Origin of the sequence: Lysinimonas soli, assembly GCF_042655435.1 — a bacterium.
GTDB lineage: Bacteria > Actinomycetota > Actinomycetes > Actinomycetales > Microbacteriaceae > Lysinimonas > Lysinimonas soli.
The window spans coordinates 465,705-483,829 of record NZ_JBHSMG010000002.1; the positions used below are offsets into that span (position 1 = coordinate 465,705).

Sequence of the window (18,125 nt, forward strand, 5' to 3'; positions counted from 1 at the left end):
CCGGCCGGCTGATCCTGGGCGGACTCGGTACGGAGGGTCCGAGTTCGCCGACTCGGCCCGACCGGGACCTTCGGCCCTATGCGCCCGCCCGCCGCCGAAGGAGGCTCGGCACATGTGCTCGCCGACCCTCGCCCCCGTTCTCGGACTCCTCGCATGAGCGACACCACGGTCGGTGTCGTCACCGAGACCGCGTCGGGGGAACGCCGAGTCGCCCTGGACCCGGACGCCGTCGCGCGTCTGATGCCGGGAGCCCGGGTGCTCGTCGAGGCGGGCGCGGGCGTCGCCGCCGGATTCCCCGACGAGGCGTACCGCGCGGCCGGCGCCACCGTGGCATCCCGCTCCGAGGTCGTCGCGGCCAGCACCGTGCTCGCCGTCGTGCGGTGCCCGGATGACGCCCTGATCGCGAGCCTGCGTGCGGGCCAGCTGCTGCTGGGCCTCATCGACCCCTTCGACAACCTGGACCGGATCGCGACCCTGGCGAAGGCCGGTATCACCGTCGCCGCGTTCGAGCTGCTGCCGCGCACGCTCAGCCGGGCGCAGTCGATGGATGCCTTGACCTCCCAGTCGAGCGCCGCCGGCTACCGGGCCGCGATCGTCGCGGCCGAGGCGTTCGGACGCTACTTCCCCATGATGATCACGGCCGCGGGAACCGCGCGTCCGGCGAGCGTCATCGTGATCGGCGCGGGGGTCGCCGGCCTACAGGCGATCGGCGTCGCGAAGCGACTGGGCGCCGTCGTGACCGGGTACGACGTGCGGCCCGCCTCGCGCTCCGAGGTCGAGTCGGTGGGAGCGGCCTTCCTCACCTCCTCGGTCGCGGAGGGTGCCGCCCAGGGAGGCTATGCGCGCGCGATGACCGCGGAGGAGCTGGCGGCGCAGCAGGCCGAGCTGGCCGAGCGTCTCGTCGGATTCGACGTGATCATCACGACGGCCAAGGTTCCCGGCCGTCCGTCTCCCCTGCTGGTCTCGAGCGAGACCCTCGCCGCGCTCAAGCCCGGGTCGGTGTGCGTGGATCTCGCGGCCGGGGCGCGCGGCGGGAACGTCGCGGGGTCGGTCGACGGATCCCGCATCGTGACCGGCAACGGCGTGACGGTGGTCGGAGCGGGCCAGCTGGCCGCCGAGCTGCCCACCTCGGCCTCCCAGATGTACGCGAGGAACGTGGTCGCCCTGCTCTCCTCGCTGCTGCACGACGGCGCGGTGGTCATCGACCCGAGCGACGAGGTGCACGCGAACGTCGTGCTGTGCCGCGACGGCGAGATCGTCAGCGCTCCGATCAGGAAGGCGCTCGGCCTCGATCCGCTGGCGCCGCCCTCCCCGGCACCCGAGACGAGCGACGAGGCGGTGAGCGTCTCATGACCCCGACCCTGTTCACCGACATCGCGATCTTCGTGCTCAGTCTGCTCGTCGGCTTCGAGGTGATCAGCAAGATCCCCTCGACCCTGCACACGCCGATGATGTCGGGGGCCAACGCCATTCACGGCGTCGTCGTGGCCGGGGCGATCGCGATCGCGGCCTTCGCCGACAGCCCGATCGGCTATCTGCTGACGGGCATCGCGGGGGCCCTGGCGGCGGCGAACGTCGTCGGCGGCTACGTCGTGACCGACCGGATGCTGCAGATGTTCCGCAAGCCGGTGTCGACCACCGCCCCCGCGCCATCCGACACCGAGCAGGGAGAAGGTCGATGAGCGCGCTCGCCTGGGTGATCGGCTTCGTCTATCTCGCGGCGGCGGTCGCCTTCGTGGTGGGCCTGCACCTCATGCGGACCCCGTCGTCGGCCCGGCGCGGGAACCTGATCTCGGCCGCGGGCATGGTCGTGGCGATCGTCGCGACCGTGGTCGTTGCCGTGCTCGAGGGAACGGGAACCTGGCTCGGCTGGGGCGCTCTCGGCCTCGGGCTCATCGCGGGCGGGGTCTTCGGCGCCGTCCGGGCGCGCACCGTGAAGATGACCGACGTCCCTCAGCTCGTGAGCCTGTTCAACGCGGTCGGCGGCGGCGCGGCGGCGGCCATCGCGATCGCCGATCTGCTGCGGCGCGGCGGCGGGACGGTCACCCCGACCTCGTCGGTTCCGATCGTGCTCGATGTGCTGATCGGATCGATCACCCTCTCCGGCTCGCTGATCGCCGCCGGCAAGCTGCAGGGGACGATCCCCGGCCGCCCGCTGCTGTTCCCGGGAGCCCGGTTCGTCAACGGGCTCGTCGTGCTCGTCGCGCTCGCGGCGTCGGTGCTCGTCGTGCTCTGGCCGAGCACGATCGCGTTCGTGATCGTGCTGCTGGTCGCGGCCCTCGCCTTCGGCGTGCTCATGGTGCTGCCGATCGGGGGCGCCGACGCCCCGGTCGTGGTGTCGCTGCTCAACGCCTTCACCGGCCTCGCCGTCGCGATGGCGGGCTTCGTGATCGGCAACCAGGCGATGATCATCGCCGGAGCGCTCGTGGGGGCGGCGGGCACGATCCTGACCCTGCAGATGGCGGCGGCGATGAATCGCTCCGTGCTCAGCATCCTGATCGGCGGGTTCGGCACCGGCGGCTCGACCGGCGAGGCCGGGCCGGGGGCGGAGGCCGCGAACGTTCGCGCGCTGAGCGCCGACGACATCGGCATCCAGCTGGCGTACGCCCAGCACGTCATGATCGTGCCCGGCTACGGACTCGCGGCCGGACAGGCCCAGCACGAGGTGGCCGACCTCGCCAAGCTGCTGACCGACCACGGGATCGACGTGAAGTACGCGATCCACCCGGTGGCGGGCCGGATGCCCGGGCACATGAACGTGCTCCTCGCCGAGGCCAACGTGCCCTACCCGCAGATGCTGCAGCTCGAGGACGCCAACGCGGCCTTCCCGACCTGCGACGTCGCCCTCGTCATCGGCGCCAACGACGTCACCAACCCCGCCGCCCGCCGACCCGGCAACGCCGTCTCGGGCATGCCCATCCTCGACGTCGACCATGCCAAGGCCGTCGTCGTGATCAAGCGTTCGATGAGCCCCGGCTACGCGGGGATCCCCAACGAGCTGTTCTCGGATCCGAAGACCGGCATGTTCTTCGCGGATGCCAAGAAGGGTCTCACCGACATCATCGCGGCCGTCAAGCAGTACGTCGCAGCCTGAATCCGACGGCACCAGCCGCCTGTCGAAAGACACACACAAAGGAGAACATCATGACGATCTCACCCGACACGAAAGCCGATTCGGCCGTCGCGCCGTCGCGCACCACCGCCTCCGGCAGCACGCTGTACACCCGGCCCGGCGAGCTCGGCAGCATCGTGCCCCTCAAGCCCCGCTACGACAACTTCATCGGCGGGGACTGGGTCAAGCCCGTCAAGGGGGCCTACGGCGAGGATCTCGCGCCGGCCACGGGGCTCGCGTTCACCGAGTACGCGAGGTCGACCCCTGAGGACATCGACCTCGCGGTCGCCGCGGCGAAGGCCGCCTTCCCGGTCTGGAGCCGCTCGTCGACCACCGAACGGGCCGCGGCACTCGACGCGATCGCCGATCGCCTGCAGCTGCATCTGGAGAGCATCGCCGTGCTCGAGTCGTGGGAGAACGGCAAGCCCGTGCGCGAGACGCTCGCCGCCGACATCCCCCTCGCGATCGACCACTTCCGCTACTTCGCGGCGGCGATCCGCACCCAGCAGGGCAACATCAAGAAGCTCGACAACAACCTGATCTCGTACCACTACTACGAGCCGATCGGCGTCGTCGCGCAGATCATCCCCTGGAACTTCCCGATCCTGATGGCGGCGTGGAAGCTCGCGCCGGCGCTCGCTGCCGGCAACACGGTCGTGCTGAAGCCGGCCAGCGCCACTCCGGTGTCGATCCTGTACGTCATGGAGCTGATCCAGGATCTGCTCCCGGCGGGCACGGTCAACATCGTCAACGGCGGCGGCGCCACCCTGGGCAAGTCCCTGGTCGAGCACGACGACATCGGCAAGGTGGCGTTCACGGGATCGACGGCGACCGGTCGCGAGATCATGCAGTACGCGATCAAGAACATCATCCCCTCGACCATGGAGCTGGGCGGCAAGTCGCCGAACATCTTCTTCGACGACGTGGCCCGCGAGAAGGACGACTTCTACCGCAAGGCGGTCGAGGGCTTCACGATGTTCGCCCTGAACAAGGGCGAGGTGTGCTCGTGCCCCTCGCGCGCGTTGCTGCAGAAGGGACTGATCGGCGCCGGGTTCCTCGACGACGCGCTCGATCGGGTCAAGCGCATCGTCGTCGGCGACCCGCTCGACACCGCGACCGAGATGGGGCCGCAGAACAGCCGGGAGCAGGTGGAGAAGATCTCCGGATACCTCGACCTCGGGCCGCAGGAGGGCTGCGAGGTGCTCGCGGGCGGTCGTCGTGCCGAGCTGGGCGGTGACCTGGCGGGCGGGTACTACATCGAGCCGACGGTGTTCCGGGGTCGCAACGACATGCGCGTCTTCCAGGAGGAGATCTTCGGCCCCGTCGTCACGGTCGCGACCTTCGACGACTACGACGACGCGATCGAGGTGGCCAACGACACCATCTACGGGCTGGGCTCCGCGGTCTGGAGCCGCGACACCGACGTGACCTTCGCGGCCAGTCAGGATGTCCGCGCGGGCCGGGTGTGGGTCAACACCTATCACCAGTACCCGGCCGGTGCCGGTTTCGGCGGCTACAAGCAGTCCGGGTACGGTCGCGAGACGGATCAGCAGACCCTGACCAACTACCAGGAGGTCAAGAACGTGCTCGAGAACCACGACCAGAAGCCCCTCGGCTTCTTCGCCTGACTCCGGCGGGGCCGTTCCGCTAGAAGACGTCGGGCGACGGCGTCGACGCCCAGCGGATGGTGACATCCGCGTGGCGGTCGAAGCGGTAGCCGGCGCCGCGCACGGTGCGGACGATGTCTTCGTAGGCGCCGAGCTTGGAGCGGAGCCGCCGCACGTGCACGTCGATCGTGCGCTCGTTCGGCGTCTCGTCGTCGCCCTCGGCCCAGAGGGTGGCGATGATCTCGGAGCGGTCGATCGTGCGTCCCTCGCGGAGCACGAGGAACTGCAGCAGCTCGAACTCCTTGTAGGTCAAGGGCGAGACGTCGCCGTCGAGCAGCACCCGCTTGCGCGAGATGTCGATCACGACGCCGCCCTTCGGCTCGGGCGCCGGTGCCGCCACCTCCTGACGGCGCTTGGCGAGGGCCGCCGGGTCCTGCAGGGCGAGGCGTACGACATCCACGTCCCGCCCGCCGGCGCCGACGGGGGCGAGGGCGACCGAGGCGTAGGTCTCGGCCCCGGGCACGAGCTGCGCCGCGAGCCGACGCAGGGCCTGCACGACCTCGCCGAGGTCGGTGCCGGCAGCCGTGGCCTTCGCCTCGTCGATGCCGACGTAGAGGGCGAAGCCGCGGGCCTCGGTGCCGTCGGGCACGGCGCGGATGCGCGTGGGCGCCGACGAGGCGGCTCCGGTCGCGGTCGGCTCGGCCGGGATGGTCGTGATGGATCCGGTCGCGACGCGGCCGGGGAGGGGACGGGAGGTGGGACGCAGGGCGTCGAGGGTGGCAAGGGACATGGTGTCGAATCCTTGGTCTGATGCGGGCGTCGCAGCCGGGTCGTCCTCAGTCGGGTCGTCCACAGCTGATCGCCTCACGGGTATGTCGTCGGAATGCAGAGGGGCAGACTCCTCGCCGGAATCGGCGGGGGTCCGGGAGTTCGTCATGAGAACTCGGCAGCGGAGTGGCCTCTAGGCACACATTCGACAACACGCGACCGCACGCACCGGCATCATCATGCCGGCGATCCCAGGAGCCTCAAGGGAGGTCAGGGTGCGCGAGAGGTCGGTCATGCCTGCAAGTTTCTTGCACGCACGCACGAAATGCAACTCTCAGACGGTGCCGTACAGCCGATCGCCCGCGTCGCCGAGCCCCGGCACGATGTAGCCGCGCTCGTTGAGGCGCTCGTCGAGCGCGCCGAGCACGATCGTCACCTCGCGTCCCTCGGTCGCCTTCTTGACGGCCTCGAGGCCCTCCGGCGCGGCGATGAGGCAGATCGCGGTGACGTCGACGGCGCCGCGGTCGAAGAGGAAGTCGATGGCCGCGATCAGCGAGCCGCCGGTGGCGAGCATCGGGTCGAGCACGAAGCACTGGCGGTTGGCCAGGTCGTCGGGCAGGCGCTCGGCGTAGATGTCGGGCTGCAGGGTCTGCTCGTTGCGCACCATGCCGAGAAAGCCCACCTCAGCGGTCGGGACCAGCTTGACCATGCCTCCCAGCATCCCGAGCCCGGCTCGCAGGATCGGGACGACGAGCGGTCGCGGGTCGCCGATCGCGAGTCCATGCGCCTCGGCGACGGGCGTGGTCACGGTGACGGGAGAGACCCGCACGTTGCGGGTCGCCTCGTAGGCCAGCAGCGTCACGAGCTCTTCGGCGAGGGCGCGGAAGGTCGGCGACGGCGTGGTCTCGTCGCGCAGGACCGTCAGCTTGTGGGTGACGAGGGGGTGGTCGGCTACGTGCACTCGCATAGGCTCGATGCTAGCGGCGCGCCGCGCCGCCGAAGGGGCCCGGATGCCGCAACCGTCGCTCGACGCAGAGACACTGCGCGACGCCATGCGCGCCGCTCTCGCCGAGGCGGAGCTGGCCGCCTCGACCGGCGACGTGCCGGTCGGCGCCGTGCTGCTCGATGCCGACGGCAGCGTGCTCGCCGTGGCGCGCAACGAGCGCGAGAAGACGCAGGACCCGACCGCCCATGCCGAGGTGCTCGCCATCCGGCGCGCGGCCGAGGTGCGCGGCGACTGGCATCTCACCGACACGACCCTGGTGGTCACCCTCGAGCCGTGCGTTCTGTGCGCGGGCGCGATCCTGTCGGCGCGGATTCCGCGCGTGGTCTTCGGCGCCTGGGACGAGAAGGCGGGCGCCGCCGGAAGCGTGCACGATCTGCTGCGCGACCGCCGGCTCAATCACCGGGTCGAGGTGATCGGCGGAGTGCTCGAGCAGGACTGCGCGGCCCTGCTGACCGGGTTCTTCCGCGGTGCGGCGGCGAGCGAACTCTGAAGCGCGCCCACCGCGGCCGGGTCAGTCCGTGCTCTTGATGACGATCGCGTCGGTGGGCGGGTTGCCGTCCCCGGGCGGGTGGTAGAGGTCCGGTTCGATGTAGATCACCCGAGCGGCCGGGATCTTGGCCCGGATGTCGGCCTCGAGCGCATCGATCGCCGCCGCGATCTCGACCAGCCGGGTCGCCTTCGGGAACGCGACCTTCGCTGCGACCAGCAGCTCGTCGGGCCCGAGGTAGAGCGTCTTCATGTGGATGAGGGACTCGACGGCCGGGTGCGCATTGAACGCGTCCCGGATCGTGGCGACGTTGTCGGGCGACGCACCCTCGCCGAGCAGCAGGCTCTTGGTCTCGATGCCGAGGATCACGGCCACGAGGATCAGCAGCCCGCCGATGAACAGGGTGCCGATCGCGTCGAACACCGGGTCGCCGGTCAGGATCGTCAGGCCGACCCCGAGCAACGCGAAGACCAGGCCGGTGAGGGCGGCGGTGTCTTCGAGCAGCACGACCGGCAGCTCCGGCGCCTTGGCCCGGCGGATGAACGAGATCCACGAGCCGCTGCCCTTGAGCGGCAGCGATTCGCGCCGGGCGGTGCGGAACGAGAACCCTTCGAGCACGAGCGAGATCACGATCACGACGATCGGCAGCCAGGCCACCGCGAGCGGCTCCGGGTTCTGCAGCTTGTGAATGCCCTCGTAGATCGAATACGCGCCGCCGACCGTGAACAGGATGATCGCGACGAGGAACGCGTAGAGGTAGCGGGCCCGGCCGTAGCCGAAGGGGTGCTCGTCATCGGCCGCCTTGCGGGAGCGCCGCCCGCCGACCAGCAGCAGCACCTGGTTGGCCGTGTCGGCGAAGGAGTGCACGGCCTCGGCGAGCATCGCGCCCGAGCCCGAGAACAGGGCGGCGATCAGCTTCGTGACGGCGATGCCCAGATTCGCGAGCATCGCCGCGATGATGGCCCGGTTCCCGCCGCTCGCGCTCACCCGCCCAACCTACACTTTGACGGTGACCGTACATCTTCCGCAGATCGCCATCCTCGGAGCCGGCTCGATGGGCGGGGCGATCCTCGCGGGCCTGCTGAGCCCCGAGGTCGAGGCCGAGGGGATCGTGGTCACGAATCGCACCGAGCTGAAAGCCGCCGCCCTGCGCCGCGACGGGGTCGTCTCGCTGGCCACGGAGTCCGATCCGGATGCGAACGCCACGGCTCTGCGCGGGGCGCGGCTGGTGATCGTGGCGGTCAAGCCGGCCATGGTGCCCGGGCTGCTCGGCGACATCCGGGATCGGCTCGAACCCGACGCGATCGTGGTGAGCGTCGCCGCGGGCGTCACGATCGCGACGATGGAGGGCCTCGTCGGAAACGTGGTCTTCCGGGCCATGCCCAACACGCCATCCATCGTGCGCCTGGGCGTGACCGGGGTCGCGGCGGGCAGCCGGGCCTCCGAGGCCGACGCCGCCCTGGTGCGGACCCTGTTCGAGACGGTCGGCGCCGTCATCGAGGTTCCCGAGTCGAAGATCGACGCCCTCAGCACGATCTCGGGTTCCGGACCCGCCTACGTCTTCTATCTGATCGAGCAGCTCACGGCGACGGCCCGTCACCTCGGCTTCGACGAGGCGCAGTCGCGCCTGATGGTCGAGCAGACCTTCCGTGGCGCTTCCGAGCTGCTCGCGGTGTCGGATGCCGATCCCGGCGAGCTGCGCCGTCGCGTCACGAGCCCGAACGGCACGACGCAGCGCGCCATCGGCGAGCTCGAGAAGGCCGAGCTGACCGCCCTCTTCGACCGGGCGACGGCGGCGGCCCTGGCCCGCGCCGCCGAGATGGCGCGCGGCGAGTAACCCCTCGAGCGCCGGGCGGCACCTGGCTACTCACGGTCCGGCTGACTACTCTTGCACGATGGCCGACATCTTCGACGTGCTCGCCGACGGGACGCGTCGCGAGCTGCTCATCCACCTGCTGCGACACTCCGAGAGCGGGGCGGCATCCGGTCCCACCGCGGGCGAGGTCGCGGTGAGCGAGCTCGTCTCGGAACTCGGGATCAGTCAGCCGACCGTGTCGAAGCACCTCAAGGTGCTGCGCGACCACGGTCTGGTCACCGTGCGCGAAGAGGGACAGCACCGCTACTACCGGCTCGACTCGCGCCCGCTCGACGAGCCCGCGGCGTGGCTCGCGCCGTTCGTCGACGACGGCACCGCCGAGTCCGGTCCGCCGGCGGAGGACGCCGCCTCGACGGTGTTCGTCGCCTGGGCGGGGGCGGAGGTCGGCGAGCGAGTCGGTCGCCGAGCGGCCGAGACGGCCCATTCCGCACGGGTCGCGCTCGAGGCGGCGCAGGAGAAACTGCAGGGCGCGCAGAAGCGCGTCGCGGCGCGACTGCCGCAGTTCCCGCGCGGCAGCTGAACTCGAGCCGATCCCGGCGGGACCCCTCGTTCGCGCCCCGAACGGGTGTGCCGCACTCGGGTGCTTTACAGGCATGCGCGCGGACCCCTACTGTTGCGACAGAACTCCTGTCACAGGGGTCACACTGCTGACAGGGGCAGGGTCGGGGCGATCAGGGGCGGACATGGCGAAGGATCTGTCGGACGTGCGGTTTTTGACGGTCGCCGAGGTGGCCGAGATGATGCGCGTCTCGAACATGACCGTGTACCGGCTGGTGCACGCGGGTGAGCTGCCCGCCGTGCGATTCGGTCGCTCGTACCGGATTCCCGAGTCGGCCGTCGAAGCCGTCATCGCCGTTCCGGACCGTCAGGTCGGCTGACCCGGTTTTCCGCCGCCCAGGCGGAGCAGGTACACTCGGCAGGTTGGATTTCCGCGGTTCAGATCAGGACCCGGTCCGTCTGTCCGTTCCACGAATGAGGTGAACATGGGTTCCGTCATCAAGAAGCGCCGCAAGCGCATGGCGAAGAAGAAGCACCGCAAGCTCCTTCGCAAGACGCGTCACCAGCGTCGCAACAAGAAGTAGTCGCTCGTCAGCAGACTTCGCACGCGCCAGGCCGTCAGGCCCGGCGCGTGTTCTTCTTGACGCCCTTCTTCACCGCGCGCGCGTCGCGCCGCACCCGTCGAGCAGCCTCGCGCATGCTGGCCGGGCTCATGCGCAGAACGGGCCAGCCGCACTCGCGGGCGTGATGGGCGAGCGCGGCATCCGGATTCACGACGACCGGGTGACCGACCATCTCGAGCAGCGGGATGTCGTTGCGGCTGTCGGAGTACGCCCAGCTGTCCGCGAGATCGGCCCCGGCGGCGACCGCGAGTTCTGCGACGGCGGTGGCCTTGCGCTCGGCGTGCAGCACGTGACCGATCAGCTCGCCGGTGTAGACGCCGTCGACCACCTCGATCCGGGTGCCCAGCGCTCCGGTCAGGTTGAGCCGGCGGGCGATGAGGTCGCCGATCTCCCACGGGGTGGCTGAGACCAGCCACACCTCGTGGCCCTTGGCGACGTGCTCCTGGGTCAGCTCGACGGTCTCCGGGTACAGCCGGGGGCGGATCCTGTCCTCCCAGATCGCCTCGGCCAGCTCGAGGATCTCGGCCTGGGTGTGGCCGCCGACCAGGCCGAGGGCCTTCTCGCGCGCGGTGCGCAGGTGGTCGTCGTTCTCGCCGACGGCGATGAAGCGGCGCTGATGCCAGGCGAACAGAGCCACGTCGCGGAAGCGGATGACGTGCTTGCGCCACGCCTCGCGGCCCAGCTGGAACAGGCTGGTACCGCGCATCAGCGTGTTGTCGACGTCGAAGAACGCGAGGATCGGGCGATCGCTGGCGCCCGGCGACCCGGACGTGCTCGGCGACTCGGACATCGCTTCATGGTATCGGGCACGGCACGCGGGCCCGACCGCGACGTAGCCTGGGGCGGTGACCCGTCTCACCCTGATCGGCAAGCCCGACTGCCACCTCTGCTCGGATGCCCGCCGGATCGTCGACGAGGTGCTCGCGGACTACCCGGAGGTCGCCTTCGACGAGCGCTCCATCCTCGACGAACCGCAGCTCATGGACGCGTACGTCGAAGAGATCCCGGTCGTGCTGATCGACGATCGGGTGCACACCATCTGGCGGGTGGATGCCGTGCGGCTGCGGACGGCCCTCGACGCGGCAGCGGCGACCTCCTAGGCTCTCGCCATGGAGCGCACCCCGGTTCTCGCCATCTGCGGCAGTCTGCGCGAACGCTCCCTGCACCGTGCCCTGCTCACGGCCGTCGAGCGCCGGTCACCCGAGCTGTTGTTCGTCGGCGCGGAGCTCATCCGCGACCTGCCGCTGCTCGACCCCGACCTCGACACCCCCGATCGGCTGCCGTCGGTCGTGCGGGAGTTCCGTCTGCTGGCCGAGTCGGCGCGCGGCGGGATCATCGCCTCGCCCGAGTACGTCCATGGCCCGTCGGGAGTCACCAAGAACGCGCTGGACTGGTTGGCCGGATCCACCGGGCTGCACGGCAAGCCGGTGCTGCTCATGAGCGCGTCGCCGGGTCAGACCGGCGGAATCCGCGGGCTGGCCGCGCTCGTGCCGACCCTGCTCGCACTCGACAGCGTGCTCGTCGACCCGATCACGGTGTCGCGGGCGGCGGCGCGGATCCTGCCCGACGGCGAGGTCGTCGAGGCCGGGCTCGAACTGCGACTCGACATCGCTCTCGAAGAGTTCTCTCATGCCATGGCCGTCGCCGGTCAGGTCGTACGCCCCTAGGCTGACGATCGGGACGGCGGAAGGTCGCCGACCCGTGCACTCGGAGAGGACGACGCCGTGAAGTTCCAGATCGTCAGGGGCAAGAGCCTGACGCAGCCGTACTTCTGGCGGATCGTGGCGTCGAACGGGCAGACCCTCGCGGTGAGCGAGAACTACGTGGCCAAGGCCTCGGCGACGAGCGCGATCGAGTCGGTGGTCAAGAACGCCGCCGGCGCGAAGGTCGAAGACCTCACGTAGCCCGCGGGCGCCTCGGCGGTCGGCCCCTACGGCTCCAGGCGGTTCGGTCCGCGGAACAGGTAGGTGACCTCGCGGATCGACGGCTGGTGCAACAGCAGCATGATCACGCGCGACAGACCCATGCCGAATCCGCCGTGCGGGGGCACGCCGTAGCGGAAGAAGTCCAGGTAGACGCCGATCTCGTCGGGGTTGAGCCCCTTGTCCTTCGCCTGCTCGACGAGCACGTCGATGCGGTGTTCGCGCTGCGCGCCGGTCGAGATCTCGACGCCGTTGAAGACGAGGTCGTAGCTGTTCGTCAGGCCCGGGTCGTCGCCGTGGCGCATGTGGTAGTAGGGCCGGATGCTCGTGGCGTAGTCGGTGAGGAACACGAACTCGTGCCCGTACTGCTCCTTCACGTACTCCGAGATGCGGCGCTCGCCCTCCGGGTCCATGTCGGCATCGGCCCGCGGGATCTCGTAGCCGCGCTCGGCGACGATGCTCTTCGCCTCGGCGAGCGGGATGCGCGGGAACGGCGTCGTGGGCACCGTCACCTCGAGCCCGAACAGCGCCTCGATCTCGTCGCCGTGCTTCTGCTTGATGGCGGTGAAGCCGGCGACGAGCAGCTGCTCGTGCATCGCCATGACGTCCTCGTGCGAGTCGACCCAGCTCATCTCGGCGTCGACCGAGACGAACTCGGTGGCGTGCCGGGAGGTGAAGCTCGGGTCGGCCCGGAACGCCGGCCCGACCTCGAAGACCCCGCCGAATCCGGCGGCCTGGGCCATCTGCTTGAAGTGCTGGGGGCTCTGGGCGAGGTAGGCGGTGGTCTCGAAGTAGGGCACCTGGAACAGCTCGGCGCGCGACTCCGACGGCGACGACATCAGCTTCGGGGTCTGGATCTCGATGAAGTCGTGCTCGACCCACCAGTTGCGCAGCGCGTGCAGGAACGTGGTCTGCACCCGGAACAGCAGGTTCATCTCGGGGCGGCGCAGATCGATCCAACGGTAGTCGAGGCGCTTGTCGACGCTGGAATCCTCGGCGATCGGCAGGTCGAGGGCCGTGGCGGCTACCTCGAGCTCGCCGATCTTGACCTCGAGGCCTCCGAGCTTGACGCGCTCGTCGTGCTTCAACTCGCCCGCCACCGTGAGGAACGAACCGGTCGTCAGCGCCGAGATGGTGGCGGCCGTGGCATCCGGCTGCGAGCCCTCCTCGGTGTCGGTGCGCGGGTGCACCAACTGCACGGCACCGGACTCGTCGCGCAGCACGACGAACTGCACCTTCTTCTGATCACGCACCGTCTCGACCCATCCCGAGACCGAGACGGGTCCGTCGGGGGCGGCGGCGAGGTTCTTGACGAGGGTGCGAATTGTCACGGTCCCCGAGTCTACGGGCCCGAGCCCGTGGGGAGCCGTGGTGGTCGGGCCCGGAACCGCCCCGCGGCTCGACCGTAGACTCGGGGGGTGCCCGCCGACCTCATCCACCTCGTGCGCCACGGCGAGGTGTTCAACCCCGACGGCGTGCTCTACGGGCGGCTTCCCGAGTTCCATCTGAGCGAGCGCGGACGGCGGATGGCCCAGCTCGCGGCGTCGTCGCTGGCGGGTCGCCCGATCGTGGCCGTGACCGCGAGCCCGCTCACCCGCACGCGGGAGAGCGCGGAGCCGTGGATCGACCGCTTCCGCGACGGGCTGGGCGGCGAGGGGCTGAGGATCGATGAGCGGCTCATCGAGCCGGCGAATCGCTTCGAAGGCCTCAACATCCGCGCGGCGCTGAAGCGCGATCCGTTTCTCGCCCGGCACCTGCTCAACCCCTGGCGGCCGTCGTGGGGCGAACCCTTCGCCTCGATCGCGGCCCGGATGATGGCCGCCGTCGCCGACGCGCACGCCGGGGTCGAGGGCGGCGAGGTCGTGCTCGTGAGCCACCAGCTGCCGATCTGGATGGTGGCCCGCACCGCGCAGGGCAAGCCGCTCGCCACCGACCCGCGCCGCCGCCGCTGCTCCCTGTCGAGCATCACGACGCTCGCCCACGACCCCGCCGTCGCGGTGCCCGGCGCCGCCGGATTCGTCGAGGTGGACTATCAGGAACCTGCGGCAGAGTTGCTCGCAGAAGCCATCGATCTGGGAGCAGTGTGAAGACCGGCACCGTGAGACCCGTTGCCGCTGCCGTTTCGCTCGCGGTCGCCGTCTCGCTCGCTCTGGCCGGATGCACCTCGAACGACTCGCTGGCGACCGCCTACAACTCGAGCAACGCGACCGGCAACTACGTCTCGCCCGACGGGACGACCAAGACCATCGCCCCCGCCGATCGCGGCTCGGCCGTGACGTTCTCGGGCGCGACGGATGCCGGCGGCAGGGTCTCGAGCGTCGACTACGCCGGCAAGGTGGTCGTGCTCAACTTCTGGTACGCGAGCTGCCCGCCCTGCCGCCTCGAGGCGCCCGACCTCGAGAAGCTCAACCAGAAGTACTCGGCCAAGGGCGTCGTGTTCCTCGGCGTCAACGTCGAAGACACCGCCCCGACGGCCCTGAGCTTCGAGAAGAGCCACGGCATCAGCTACCCGTCCATTCTCGACGCCGACGAGGGCGCCGTGCGACTGGCGTTCCACGGCAAGATCTCACCCAACGCGGTGCCGACGACCCTCATCATCGACGAGAAGGGGCGCGTCGCCGCCCGCTTCAGCGGCCTCATCACGAGCCCGTCGCTCGTCGGCACGATCATCGAGGCGACGATGGCCGAGGGCAGCTAGTGGGTCCCGGTGCCGTCGTGCTCAGCGGCGGGCTCTGGTTCGCCGTCCCCATCGCGATCGCCGCGGGGCTGCTGTCGTTCTTATCCCCGTGCGTGCTGCCCCTGGTGCCGGGCTACCTCGGCTACGTGAGCGGGGTCACGAGCGGGCGCGAGCGCACCCGCAGCCGGATGCTGCTCGGCGTCGCCCTGTTCATCGCCGGCTTCTCGCTGGTCTTCCTCGCGGTCTCGCTGCTGGTGGGCACGGTCGGCGTCTTCGTCACCCAGTACACCGACCTCATCCTGCGCATCGCCGGCGTCGTCGTGATCCTGATGGGGATCGTGTTCATCGGGCAGGTGAGCTTCCTCCAGCGCACGATCAAGCCCGGCTGGCAGCCGCGCACCGGCCTGATCGGCGCGCCGCTGCTCGGCATCGTCTTCGCCGTCGGCTGGACCCCGTGCGTCGGCCCGACCCTCATCGCCGTGCAGTCGATGGTGCTCGATCAGGGCGACCTCGGCCGGGCGCTGATCGTCGGGCTGGCGTACTGCATCGGGCTGGGCATTCCGTTCCTGCTCGTGGCGATCGGCTTCGGCTGGGTCGGCGGCTCGGTCGCCTTCGTCAAGCGGCACATCCGTGTCATCAACATCACGGGGGGCGCGCTCCTGATCGTCATCGGCGTGCTCATGGTCTCGGGCGTCTGGCGCGCCTTCATCACGACGTTCGGAGCGGGTCTTGGCATCGCGAACCCGCTCTGAGACCGGCGCCGAGGCGGCCGACGACGGCACCTCGGCGGTCTCCGATCCGCTGCGCCCCTCGGATCACATCGACTCGGCGGCTCCCGCACCCGAGACCGGCATCACGCAGCCGCGGCTGAACCCGATGGGCTATCTGCGTTTCTTCTGGCGGCAGCTCACGAGCATGCGCACGGCGCTCATCCTGCTGCTGCTGCTCGCGCTCGCCGCGGTGCCCGGCTCGCTCGTGCCGCAGCGCAGTTCCGACCCGAACGGGGTCGTCGCCTACCAGACCAACAACCCCGACACCTTCAAGATCCTCGACTCGCTCGGTCTGTTCAGCACCTTCACCTCGCCGTGGTTCTCGGCCATCTACCTGCTGCTGTTCGTCTCGCTGGTGGGCTGCATCATCCCGCGGCTCAAGCACCACATCGACGCCCTGCGCGCCGCCCCGCCGAAGACCCCGGCCCGTCTGGAGCGTCTCGTCGGCTACACCACGACCACGACCTCGACGGATGCCGAGACCGCGATCGCGGCCGCCCGCTCCCTGCTGGCCCGGCAGGGCTATCGCGTCGCCCGCTACGACGGCTCGACCGCCGCGTCGAGTGGAACCGCGCCCCGGCTCACGGTCTCGGGCGAGCGCGGCTACCTGCGCGAGACCGGCAACCTGATCTTCCACATGGCCCTCGTGGGCATGCTGCTCACGGTCGGCGTCTTCGGCAGCTTCGGCTACACGGGGCAGCGGATCCTCGTGAAGGGCGAGGCCTTCACCAATGCGCTGACCGACTACGACTCGTTCAACCCGGGGCGCTTCGCCGACGAGAACTCGTTGTCGCCGTTCCAGTTGCGCCTCGACACCTTCACGCCGAGCTACGTCTTCCAGGACGGCACCTGGGAGCCGAAGGACTTCACGGCGGCGCTCAGCACCCGGGTTCCCGGGTCGGGGTGGAGTAAGCAGACCCTCAAGGTGAACTCCCCGCTCGAGATCGGCGGCACCCAGGTCTACCTGCTGGGCAACGGCTACGCACCCGTCGTGACGATCAAGGATCCGAAGGGCACGGTCGTGTTCAGCGGCGCCGTGCCGTTCCTCTCGCAGGACCCCAACCTCACCAGCTCGGGCGTCATCAAGGTGCCGGACGGCCTCGCCAAGCAGGTCGCGTTCCAGGGCTTCTTCTGCCCGACCCCGGTCGAGACGACGACGGGGTGCAGCTCGATCGCGCCCTACGAGAGCAAGAGCCAGTTGCAGCTGTCGGTCTTCACGGGAGATCTGGGACTGGACAAGGGCGTCGCCGTCAACGCGTACTCGCTCAACGAAGACAAGCTGACCAAGATCGCCGGTTTCAGGACCGCCACCGAGGGCCTGAAGCTGACGGTCGGCAGCTCCGCCGAGCTGCCGGACGGGCTCGGATCGATCGAGTTCACCGGCGTCGAGCGGTACGTGAGCGTCGACATCCACCACGACCCGACGCCGATCTACGCGCTGACCTTCGCGCTGCTGATCCTCGGCGGCCTGCTGCTGAGCCTGTTCGTGCCGCGGCGCCGGGTCTGGATCGCGGCGATCCCGGTCGACGGCGGCAGCACGCGCCTCGAGTACGCGGGCCTCGCCCGCGGCGAGGATCCGACTCTTGCCCACGCGGTCGCCGAACTGGTCGCGCGACACGCGCAGCACCTCGACCCGCCCCCGGAGGGCCGCCCTGGCGACGGCCCGCCGCCGGCACGAACGTAGGATGACCCCGTGAACGCTGCAACTCTCGCCGCCTACTCCGTCGTCGCCGTCTACTCGGCCATCGCCGTGTACGTGCTGGCCTTCATCGCCTTCGCTCTCGACCTGAGCAAGCGATCGCAGATCGCCCTCGGTGCGGCGAACGCGCAGGCGGTGGCCTCGCCCTCCCGCGCCGCCTCCGGCGGCACGAAGGCCGCGAATGCCGGATCGGGCACCGCAACGGCCGTGCTCGACAGGGCCGTCGTCGACAGGGCCGCCCCGCCCGCCGTCCCCGGCGCTCCGGTCGCGAACAGCGGCGTCCGCGGGCTCTCCAGCCGCTTCCAGCGCACCGGCTACGCGCTCGTCATCATCGGCTGGGTCGTGCACCTGACGGCCCTCGTGCTGCGCGGCCTGGCCGCGGGCCGGGTGCCGTGGGCCAACCTCTACGAGTTCGCGATGACCGGCACGGCGATCATCGTCGGCGTCTTCATCGTCATCCAGCTCTGGCGCGACCTGCGCTTCCTCGGCGCGTACATCACGGGCATCGTCGTGCTGCTGCTTGGCCTCGCGAGCGTGAACTTCTACGTGGCCGTCACCCCGCTGCCGCCGGCTCTGCAGTCGGCCTGGCTCGTCATCCACGTCTTCGTCGCGACGCTGGGCACCGGCTTCTTCGCGGTGGGCGGCGGGCTCTCGATCGCCCAGCTGCTGCAGACCCGGCGCGAGGCGGGGGGCTTCGGCCGGCTGCGTCTGCTGAACACCTTCCCGGCCGCCCAGACCCTCGAGAACATGGCCTACCGCGTGATCGTCGTGGGCTTCGCCTTCTGGACCTTCACCCTGATGGCCGGGGCGATCTGGGCCGAGCGGGCCTGGGGCCGGTACTGGGGCTGGGACACCAAGGAGGTCTGGACCTTCATCATCTGGGTCACCTTCGCCGGCTATATCCACGCCCGCGCGACCCAGGGCTGGCGCGGCTCGCGCTCGGCCTGGCTCGCGATCATCGGCTTCACCGCCGTGATGTTCAACTTCACGGTCGTCAACCTGTTCTTCAAGGGATTGCACGCCTACAGCGGCCTCTGAGCGCACGGACGGCGAACCTCGGCCGTCCTGACCTCGAAAACG

Annotated in this window: 22 protein-coding genes; 17 read left to right on the forward strand and 5 right to left on the reverse strand. The window is 70.0% G+C overall.

Annotated elements, in window-relative coordinates:
* The first annotated feature begins 153 nt into the window (after positions 1-153).
* From ACFPJ4_RS09880 to ACFPJ4_RS09895, 4 genes are read left to right on the forward strand one after another with little or no spacing between them, the layout of a single operon-like run.
* On the forward strand, positions 154-1,353 hold the full coding sequence (locus tag ACFPJ4_RS09880; protein ID WP_386740239.1) for an NAD(P) transhydrogenase subunit alpha: 1,200 nt from the start codon (positions 154-156) through the stop codon (positions 1,351-1,353).
* Positions 1,350-1,682, forward strand: a complete 333-nt coding sequence (locus ACFPJ4_RS09885) for an NAD(P) transhydrogenase subunit alpha part 2 (protein ID WP_386740240.1) — start codon at positions 1,350-1,352, stop codon at positions 1,680-1,682. The genes ACFPJ4_RS09880 and ACFPJ4_RS09885 overlap by 4 nt, the downstream gene beginning before the upstream one ends.
* Positions 1,679-3,094 (forward strand): NAD(P)(+) transhydrogenase (Re/Si-specific) subunit beta, encoded by a 1,416-nt coding sequence (locus tag ACFPJ4_RS09890; RefSeq protein ID WP_386740241.1) that lies wholly within the window; start codon positions 1,679-1,681, stop codon positions 3,092-3,094. The genes ACFPJ4_RS09885 and ACFPJ4_RS09890 overlap by 4 nt, the downstream gene beginning before the upstream one ends.
* Before the next feature lie 50 nt (positions 3,095-3,144).
* A complete protein-coding gene (locus tag ACFPJ4_RS09895) occupies positions 3,145-4,740 on the forward strand; it encodes an aldehyde dehydrogenase family protein (protein WP_386740242.1) in 1,596 nt (531 codons plus the stop codon).
* 19 nt (positions 4,741-4,759) lie between these two features.
* Here the strand turns inward: ACFPJ4_RS09895 and ACFPJ4_RS09900 are convergent, their stop codons facing one another.
* Entirely contained in the window at positions 4,760-5,509 is a 750-nt protein-coding gene (locus ACFPJ4_RS09900) for a winged helix-turn-helix domain-containing protein (protein ID WP_386740243.1), read from the reverse strand.
* A 312-nt stretch (positions 5,510-5,821) separates the two neighbouring features.
* Complete coding sequence (gene upp, locus ACFPJ4_RS09905; RefSeq protein WP_386740244.1) at positions 5,822-6,454, reverse strand: uracil phosphoribosyltransferase; 633 nt, start codon at positions 6,452-6,454, stop codon at positions 5,822-5,824.
* Between the two features lie 43 nt (positions 6,455-6,497).
* Here upp and tadA point away from each other — a divergent pair, with 43 nt between their 5' ends.
* Entirely contained in the window at positions 6,498-6,983 is a 486-nt protein-coding gene (tadA, locus tag ACFPJ4_RS09910; RefSeq protein WP_386740245.1) for a tRNA adenosine(34) deaminase TadA, read from the forward strand.
* 21 nt (positions 6,984-7,004) lie between these two features.
* Here tadA and ACFPJ4_RS09915 read toward each other — a convergent pair whose 3' ends face one another.
* On the reverse strand, positions 7,005-7,967 hold the full coding sequence (locus ACFPJ4_RS09915) for a cation diffusion facilitator family transporter (RefSeq protein ID WP_386740246.1): 963 nt from the start codon (positions 7,965-7,967) through the stop codon (positions 7,005-7,007).
* Between the two features lie 22 nt (positions 7,968-7,989).
* Between ACFPJ4_RS09915 and proC the strand changes: the two genes are divergently transcribed.
* From proC to ACFPJ4_RS09935, 4 genes are all read left to right on the forward strand, one after another.
* Entirely contained in the window at positions 7,990-8,817 is an 828-nt protein-coding gene (gene proC / locus ACFPJ4_RS09920) for a pyrroline-5-carboxylate reductase (protein WP_386740247.1), read from the forward strand.
* A 58-nt stretch (positions 8,818-8,875) separates the two neighbouring features.
* The gene (locus ACFPJ4_RS09925) at positions 8,876-9,376 is read left to right on the forward strand and encodes an ArsR/SmtB family transcription factor (RefSeq protein ID WP_386740248.1); all 501 of its coding nucleotides are present in this window, start codon (positions 8,876-8,878) and stop codon (positions 9,374-9,376) included.
* Between the two features lie 163 nt (positions 9,377-9,539).
* The gene (locus tag ACFPJ4_RS09930; protein ID WP_386740249.1) at positions 9,540-9,734 is read left to right on the forward strand and encodes a helix-turn-helix domain-containing protein; all 195 of its coding nucleotides are present in this window, start codon (positions 9,540-9,542) and stop codon (positions 9,732-9,734) included.
* 105 nt (positions 9,735-9,839) lie between these two features.
* Positions 9,840-9,938, forward strand: coding sequence for a 30S ribosomal protein bS22 (locus tag ACFPJ4_RS09935; protein WP_003792170.1), 99 nt, complete (start codon positions 9,840-9,842; stop codon positions 9,936-9,938).
* A 34-nt stretch (positions 9,939-9,972) separates the two neighbouring features.
* Here the strand turns inward: ACFPJ4_RS09935 and ACFPJ4_RS09940 are convergent, their stop codons facing one another.
* The gene (locus ACFPJ4_RS09940; protein WP_386740250.1) at positions 9,973-10,767 is read right to left on the reverse strand and encodes an HAD family hydrolase; all 795 of its coding nucleotides are present in this window, start codon (positions 10,765-10,767) and stop codon (positions 9,973-9,975) included.
* A 55-nt stretch (positions 10,768-10,822) separates the two neighbouring features.
* Between ACFPJ4_RS09940 and ACFPJ4_RS09945 the strand changes: the two genes are divergently transcribed.
* From ACFPJ4_RS09945 to ACFPJ4_RS09955, 3 genes are read left to right on the forward strand one after another with little or no spacing between them, the layout of a single operon-like run.
* The gene (locus tag ACFPJ4_RS09945) at positions 10,823-11,077 is read left to right on the forward strand and encodes a glutaredoxin family protein (protein ID WP_386740251.1); all 255 of its coding nucleotides are present in this window, start codon (positions 10,823-10,825) and stop codon (positions 11,075-11,077) included.
* A gap of 9 nt (positions 11,078-11,086) precedes the next feature.
* The gene (locus ACFPJ4_RS09950) at positions 11,087-11,644 is read left to right on the forward strand and encodes an NADPH-dependent FMN reductase (protein ID WP_386740252.1); all 558 of its coding nucleotides are present in this window, start codon (positions 11,087-11,089) and stop codon (positions 11,642-11,644) included.
* A 57-nt stretch (positions 11,645-11,701) separates the two neighbouring features.
* A complete protein-coding gene (locus ACFPJ4_RS09955; RefSeq protein ID WP_386740253.1) occupies positions 11,702-11,881 on the forward strand; it encodes a YegP family protein in 180 nt (59 codons plus the stop codon).
* A gap of 26 nt (positions 11,882-11,907) precedes the next feature.
* Here ACFPJ4_RS09955 and aspS read toward each other — a convergent pair whose 3' ends face one another.
* Positions 11,908-13,230 carry an aspartate--tRNA(Asn) ligase gene (gene aspS / locus ACFPJ4_RS09960; RefSeq protein ID WP_386740254.1) on the reverse strand — a complete coding sequence of 441 codons (1,323 nt, stop codon included), beginning with the start codon at positions 13,228-13,230 and terminating at the stop codon, positions 11,908-11,910.
* 87 nt (positions 13,231-13,317) lie between these two features.
* Here aspS and ACFPJ4_RS09965 point away from each other — a divergent pair, with 87 nt between their 5' ends.
* Genes ACFPJ4_RS09965 through ccsB form a run of 5 tightly spaced genes read left to right on the forward strand, consistent with a single transcriptional unit; the run spans position 13,318 to position 18,083 of the window.
* Positions 13,318-13,986 carry a histidine phosphatase family protein gene (locus ACFPJ4_RS09965; protein WP_386740255.1) on the forward strand — a complete coding sequence of 223 codons (669 nt, stop codon included), beginning with the start codon at positions 13,318-13,320 and terminating at the stop codon, positions 13,984-13,986.
* 11 nt (positions 13,987-13,997) lie between these two features.
* A complete protein-coding gene (locus ACFPJ4_RS09970; protein ID WP_386740256.1) occupies positions 13,998-14,597 on the forward strand; it encodes a TlpA family protein disulfide reductase in 600 nt (199 codons plus the stop codon).
* Entirely contained in the window at positions 14,597-15,328 is a 732-nt protein-coding gene (locus ACFPJ4_RS09975; protein ID WP_386740257.1) for a cytochrome c biogenesis CcdA family protein, read from the forward strand. Before ACFPJ4_RS09970 ends, ACFPJ4_RS09975 begins: the two co-directional genes overlap by 1 nt.
* Positions 15,306-17,030, forward strand: a complete 1,725-nt coding sequence (gene resB, locus ACFPJ4_RS09980) for a cytochrome c biogenesis protein ResB (protein WP_386740258.1) — start codon at positions 15,306-15,308, stop codon at positions 17,028-17,030. The genes ACFPJ4_RS09975 and resB overlap by 23 nt, the downstream gene beginning before the upstream one ends.
* Positions 17,031-17,039: 9 nt before the next feature.
* Positions 17,040-18,083 carry a c-type cytochrome biogenesis protein CcsB gene (ccsB, locus tag ACFPJ4_RS09985; RefSeq protein WP_386740259.1) on the forward strand — a complete coding sequence of 348 codons (1,044 nt, stop codon included), beginning with the start codon at positions 17,040-17,042 and terminating at the stop codon, positions 18,081-18,083.
* Positions 18,084-18,125: the final 42 nt, after the last annotated feature.

Excerpts from the sequence above, each read along its gene's own strand:
- ACFPJ4_RS09935 (WP_003792170.1), top strand. The coding sequence starts at position 9,840 with ATGGGTTCCGTCATCAAGAAGCGCCGCAAGCGCATGGCGAAGAAGAAG.
- ACFPJ4_RS09950 (WP_386740252.1), top strand. The coding sequence starts at position 11,087 with ATGGAGCGCACCCCGGTTCTCGCCATCTGCGGCAGTCTGCGCGAACGC.
- upp (WP_386740244.1), bottom strand. The coding sequence starts at position 6,454 with ATGCGAGTGCACGTAGCCGACCACCCCCTCGTCACCCACAAGCTGACG.
- ACFPJ4_RS09885 (WP_386740240.1), top strand. The coding sequence starts at position 1,350 with ATGACCCCGACCCTGTTCACCGACATCGCGATCTTCGTGCTCAGTCTG.
- ACFPJ4_RS09895 (WP_386740242.1), top strand. The coding sequence starts at position 3,145 with ATGACGATCTCACCCGACACGAAAGCCGATTCGGCCGTCGCGCCGTCG.
- ACFPJ4_RS09890 (WP_386740241.1), top strand. The coding sequence starts at position 1,679 with ATGAGCGCGCTCGCCTGGGTGATCGGCTTCGTCTATCTCGCGGCGGCG.
- ACFPJ4_RS09940 (WP_386740250.1), bottom strand. The coding sequence starts at position 10,767 with ATGTCCGAGTCGCCGAGCACGTCCGGGTCGCCGGGCGCCAGCGATCGC.
- ACFPJ4_RS09930 (WP_386740249.1), top strand. The coding sequence starts at position 9,540 with ATGGCGAAGGATCTGTCGGACGTGCGGTTTTTGACGGTCGCCGAGGTG.
- ACFPJ4_RS09900 (WP_386740243.1), bottom strand. The coding sequence starts at position 5,509 with ATGTCCCTTGCCACCCTCGACGCCCTGCGTCCCACCTCCCGTCCCCTC.
- ACFPJ4_RS09925 (WP_386740248.1), top strand. The coding sequence starts at position 8,876 with ATGGCCGACATCTTCGACGTGCTCGCCGACGGGACGCGTCGCGAGCTG.
- tadA (WP_386740245.1), top strand. The coding sequence starts at position 6,498 with ATGCCGCAACCGTCGCTCGACGCAGAGACACTGCGCGACGCCATGCGC.
- ACFPJ4_RS09880 (WP_386740239.1), top strand. The coding sequence starts at position 154 with ATGAGCGACACCACGGTCGGTGTCGTCACCGAGACCGCGTCGGGGGAA.